This window comes from Bradyrhizobium sp. 2TAF36 (assembly GCF_052114925.1).
Lineage (GTDB): Bacteria > Pseudomonadota > Alphaproteobacteria > Rhizobiales > Xanthobacteraceae > Bradyrhizobium > Bradyrhizobium barranii.
Genome location: NZ_JBFRFR010000185.1, coordinates 1 through 5,502, shown reverse-complemented (window position 1 = coordinate 5,502; position 5,502 = coordinate 1). Strand labels below are relative to the sequence as shown.

2 protein-coding genes are annotated in these 5,502 nt (G+C 59.0%); one reads left to right on the top strand and one right to left on the bottom strand.

Going from position 1 to position 5,502, the window contains the following annotated elements:
* The first annotated feature begins 256 nt into the window (after positions 1 to 256).
* Positions 257 to 3,616, top strand: coding sequence for an adenylate/guanylate cyclase domain-containing protein (locus AB4Z51_RS44150; protein ID WP_441499700.1), 3,360 nt, complete (start codon positions 257 to 259; stop codon positions 3,614 to 3,616).
* 63 nt (positions 3,617 to 3,679) lie between these two features.
* Here the strand turns inward: AB4Z51_RS44150 and AB4Z51_RS44145 are convergent, their stop codons facing one another.
* On the bottom strand, positions 3,680 to 4,957 hold the full coding sequence (locus tag AB4Z51_RS44145) for a patatin-like phospholipase family protein (RefSeq protein ID WP_441499699.1): 1,278 nt from the start codon (positions 4,955 to 4,957) through the stop codon (positions 3,680 to 3,682).
* Between the last annotated feature and the right edge of the window lie 545 nt (positions 4,958 to 5,502).

The window sequence follows — 5,502 nt, the reverse complement described above, 5'->3', positions numbered from 1 at the left end:
ACCCACTTTGGCCAGTCATTGGACGCTCCGACGCGAGACATCGGCCGCCTGCAACGATTGGCGACCACGGCCGCGTGCCGACCTATCCGTTTGCACACACCCAAGACCCAACTGCGACATCGCTTGGCAGCATCCAGTTTTCGCCGGAGCCCTTTCAATTGGGCGAGAGGTCCGGCGATCTGCGCTTCCGGCGATAGATGCGCCTTCGCTGGCTATTCCAATGTGCTATTCTTATCGCATAGGCCATAGGTATCCCATGACAGGTACTGCAGAGTGGCTCGCATCGATCGGTTTGGGGGAGTACGCCCAGCGTTTCGCCGAGAACGCCATCGATTTCTCGGTCGTTAGCGATCTCACGGAGCAGGACCTCAAGGACCTTGGCGTCCTGCTTGGGCACCGGCGCAAAATTCTGCGCGCAATTGCAGAACTCAAGAGTGAAGTCCTCGTATCAGTCCGAACGGCCGCCAAACCGGCTCCGCGGGACAGCGCCGAGCGGCGCCAACTGACGGTCATGTTTTGCGATCTGGTGGACTCGTCGGCACTTGCGGCCCGACTGGATCCAGAGGACTTGCGCTCGGTAATCGGTGCCTATCACGACTGCATCGCGGGTGTTATCGCCCGGAATGAGGGCGTCATCGCGCGGTACATGGGGGATGGCGTGCTTGCCTATTTCGGCTATCCCCAGGCCCACGAGGACGATGCCGAGCAGGCGACACGCGCGGGGCTGACACTGGTCGATGCCGTGGCCAACCTCCAGACAGATATCGGTACGAGGCTACAGGTCCGCGTTGGCATCGCCACCGGAATGGTCGTCGTGGGTGATCTGACCGGCGAAGGCGCCGCCAAGGAGCACGCGGTCATTGGTGAGACACCGAACCTGGCAGCTCGCCTGCAGCAGTTCGCCGAGCCCGGCATGGTGCTGATTTCCGAGAGCACACACCAGCTCACCGATGGACATTTCGAGTACCGCGATCTCGGCCCTGTCGCGCTCAAAGGATGGGCGGAACCAATACCTGCCTGGCAGGTGCTCGGGATCAGTGGAGCGGAAAGCCGCTTCGAGGCGCAGCACAAGACGCGGTTGACATCGCTAATCGGGCGTGACGAGGAGATCGAACTGCTGTTGCGGCGCTGGCGGCATGCCGCGTMAGGCGAAGGCTGCGTCGTGGTTCTAACTGGAGAGCCGGGTATCGGTAAGTCGCATATCGCGCTGGCGCTTCAAGAGCGGCTCCAGGCCGAACCACACATTACGGTACGGCACTTCTGCTCGGCGCACCACGCCAACAGTGCGCTGTATCCATTCATCGTCAACCTCGAACGTGCCGCCCGGTTCGAGCGAGGCGAGACGCCGACGGAGAAGTTTGCCAAGCTTGAAGCTCTGCTCTTGCGGTTTGGCGCCGATGCAGACCGCGTGGTGCCGGCCCTGGCCAATCTTCTGTCGCTTCCGCTCTGCGACCGCTATCGCCTTCCCGAAATGACTCCACAGACCCGCAAGGACATGACGCTGGCGGCGTTCCTGGCCCAGCTCGAAGCATTGGCGGCGCGTCAGCCGGTGTTCGTGATATTCGAGGATGCCCATTGGGCGGATCCGACGTCGCTGGAACTGCTCGCGGTTACACTGGAAAAGCTGCCGCGGCTTCGCGTACTGCTGCTGATCACGGCGAGACCGGAGTTCGCCCCGCCCTGGCCTGGTCATGCCCATGTGACGACGATCTCGCTCACGCGGCTCAGCCGGCGCAACGGGGCGGCATTGGTCGAGGGCGTCACCGCCGGCAAGACGCTCCCCGAGGAGGTCATGCACCAAATCCTCGCCCGTACCGATGGCGTACCCTTGTTCGTCGAGGAACTGACGAAGGCCGTGCTCGAAACCGGGCTGTTGCAGGAGCGGGACGACCATTACACGCTCAGCCGTCCGCTACCATCGATGGCGATTCCGACGACGTTGAGCGCATCGCTGATGGCCAGGCTCGACCGATTGGCTCCGGTGAAATACGTGGCTCAGATCGGCGCCGTCGTGGGGCGCGAGTTCTCCTACGAACTGCTGAGCGCCGTTGCCGAGTTGCCAAGGCAGACGCTGGAGGAGGCGCTTGCCCAGCTTGTCAGGGCGGAGCTGATATTCTGCCGGGGCGAGATACCCCGGGCGGTCTATACTTTCAAGCATGCGCTGGTACGCGACGCTGCCGAATCCGGGCTTCTGAAGAGCCGACGCGCTACGCTGCACGCCACCATCGCGGACGTGTTCGAGCAACAGTTCCCGGAAATCGTGGAGGCTCAACCCGAGACTCTCGCGCTCCACCTCACGGAGGCGGGACTGTTCGAAAAGGCAGGAGAATATTGGCTTCAGGCGGGAAGGAAGGCGGCCATGCGCTCCGCCAACCTCGAAGCTATCGCACACCTGCGGAAGGGCATCGAGGTGTTGGCCCATTTGGCCGACGGTGCTCGGAAGGACAGACGAGAGCTTGATTTCCAGTTCGCGCTGGGACCATGCCTGATCGCTACCCAGGGACCGGCATCGCCACATGCGGTGGCGATCTTCGCTCGCGCGCGCGAGCTGTGCCAGCGCCTCGAAGACCCCCCCGAGCAACTACAAATCATGTTCTGGTTGACCACCGCGAGCGTCATTCGTGGTGAGTTGCCGGTCGCCGAGGAAATGATCTCGGCGCTACTCGAACTCGCGGAGGCGCGCGGCGATCGACCAACGTTGCTCAACGCGATGCGTGGACAAGGCATGATTCGACTTTTCATGGGACATCTCGAAGGAGCCCACGAAGTGATCGTACGGGCCTTCGAAGCGTTCGAGGCAAGCAACGAGCAGGACAGATTGGCGGCGCGTGCCGCCGGCCAGGATGCGGGCGTGGCCGACCTTGCCCTGATGTCATGGGTGCTCTGGCTGCTGGGCCGCCCCGATACCGCGCTCGCACGACTGGATACCGCCATTCGGCGTGCCGACGCCATTGGTCATCCGCATTCGCAGGCCTATGGATGTTACTATGCGTCCATTCTCCACGCTCTTCGGGGCGAGTTCCTGACTGCGCACGGCTATGCGGAACGCTGTCTTGCCTTGTCGGAGGAGCACGGATTCCGGCAATGGAGAGGATTGGCGCGCGCCGTTCGGGGGATAAGTGCCACCTTTCTTGATCCTTCGTCCGCCGCGCTCGCGGAAATCCAGGGTGCGATGAACGAATATCGCAACGCGGGCTATCAGCTCGGCATCACGGCCCTATACGTGCTCCTGAGCCCGGCCCTATTGTCGAGCCGTCAGCGCGAAGCCACGCTCGAGCTGATCGAACAGGGTCTTGCCACAACCAGCCGCAATAGCGAGYGGATATTTGAGGCCGAACTGTACCGACTGAAGGCGCGCGCGCTGCTCTTCGATGACGTACCGGGAGCCGGCACCGAGGCGCAATCACTGTTCGAGCGCGCACTGACAACGGCAAGAAGCCAACACGCCAAGGCCCTTGAACTTCGAGTTGCAGTGGACCTCGGCGCCTTGTGGGTCGATCAGGGCAGACGCAAGGAAGCACTCGACCTGCTTGCTCCCGTCTACGCCGGGTTCGCCGAGGGTTTTGAAACGCAGGATCTAAAGCAAGCGAAGGCACTGCTCGATCGACTGCAGTAATTCTGCCCGGATCACAGATATTGGAGTCTGGTTCAGCGGTCGCGGAGCTACTTGCCTTTGGCACTAGGCATCCGCTCGCTCTTGGCATTTACGATACGTATCTTTCACCTCTTGCCATCCCTCCTTGTCGTTCTTCTCTGGATGCTCATTTATGAAGTGTGGCCCATCATGCGGGTCGAGGTCTGCATGTGCGTGATACCTCTTGATTGCTTGTTCCGCAGCGGCTCTTCCCAACACTCGCCCGTTATAGAGGTTGCTGTGATTCCATTTGAAATTGATGTGCCCCGGCACCTGGATCTCGACGATTATGCCTTCCCATTTGGGTTCGTCGTACTGCACGTGATATTTGAAGATCCTGACGTCATCTTCGCCAACGGTCGCTGCGAATAACTGGCAAAGATTCGCCAGGGCATCATGAAGGTCTTTCGGTTTGCGGACCTGCTTTGAATCAACGATCCTGCTGACCCATACTTCGTCCAGCGTATCGTCCGGTGGGTTATGGTGCTCCTGGAGCAAGCTCTCGAAGTTGACCGTGTCGATCAGCGCTCCTTCGCAGTACGTAACTCCGTCGATCTCAACTGTTTCTTCGATGAAGGGAAGAGCTGAGCACGCACATAGGCTGGACGCGCTGATTGGCCCTTTGTACTCTTTCTTGTCGGCTTGCTGGATCATTGGTCGGTTGGAAAATAACGCGAGCTTATGGTCATCAAGATTCCAGGCGTTGTGAAATATGACGGGCTTTCCAGGCTCTTTGAGCGCTTCGAACTTTATGCTCTTCATGAACTGGCTATTCGGATAGTTGATCTTGGAGAGGCCAGTGACATGGGACAAGTACATCATTGACGTGAGATAGCGAACGAAGGGATTGGGTGCCAGGACCTGATTAAGGATCCATCTGTTGATGTCTCCGTCGTCCGGGATAGTGAACTTCTGTTGAGGGAACCAGAGCGACATAGAATCCCTGAAGGCATTCACCATGGTCGATGGGTCCCATAAATGCAGATAGTTCTTGGGATCCATGACGAAGCTGGTCAGAGCCCTGCTCATGCTTCCTGCCCAATCTGGACCAAACACGGTGTTTATGGGGAAGCGCTTATAGCCTTCGTCGTCTCGAAACACGCCATTCTTGAAGAATTGATAGGTCTTTTCCGCCCTGGCTTTGTTTTCAACTCCATCAAACTGATTGTAGACGATCCCAACCCAGGCGCCGATGCAGGACAAAGCCCACACCTCAAACTCTATATCTGCGTTGGCAAGGGCTTCCAGAACCCCGATGTGCAATCCTGCTGCCGGACCGCCTCCGCCGAGCGCAATCGCTCTCTTTACCATCGGATCCTCCATCTGATTTATCGTGTGGCTTATTCTCCAATCAACTTTCTGAATTGCGTAACGCGATTGCTCGTTCTTGGGCTCTCGGCCGCACAGAATGCCATCGAACCAAATTTGACAGTTCATAGAGCCAGCATTGCGAAATACGATACGTGCGACGGAGCGGTCGACGTCGATGTTCGATCTCGAATCTGCTGATGCCACTGGCGCACGACGGCCAAGAGCCCGCTCAGCTTATCGCGGTCTGGCCCGTCCATTTGTGAACCACTTCACGTACGATATTTATTGCCGACCATGGCAGCGGACCTGTTATCCAATCGCGACTTCCGTTATTGGCCCAAAGCGGACGCTTTGTAGTCTTTGCTCAGATGTCGGCTTGTGACCCTGGCTGTGTGAAAAGCCACGAGTCGGTTACGATTCCTCCGTTTCCTGATGGGGGATGTGGATGGGACGCTTCGTTGAAGGCGCGGACAGATCCCAGCTGACGCTCTTGCCGGAATGTCTGGAGGATTGGGTAGACGACGCTCTTGCCGGAATGTCTGGAGGATTGGGTAGAC

What these genes read in the sequence shown, in the direction of transcription:
- AB4Z51_RS44145 (WP_441499699.1), bottom strand. Translation starts at nt 4,957, where the DNA reads ATGGAGGATCCGATGGTAAAGAGAGCGATTGCGCTCGGCGGAGGCGGT.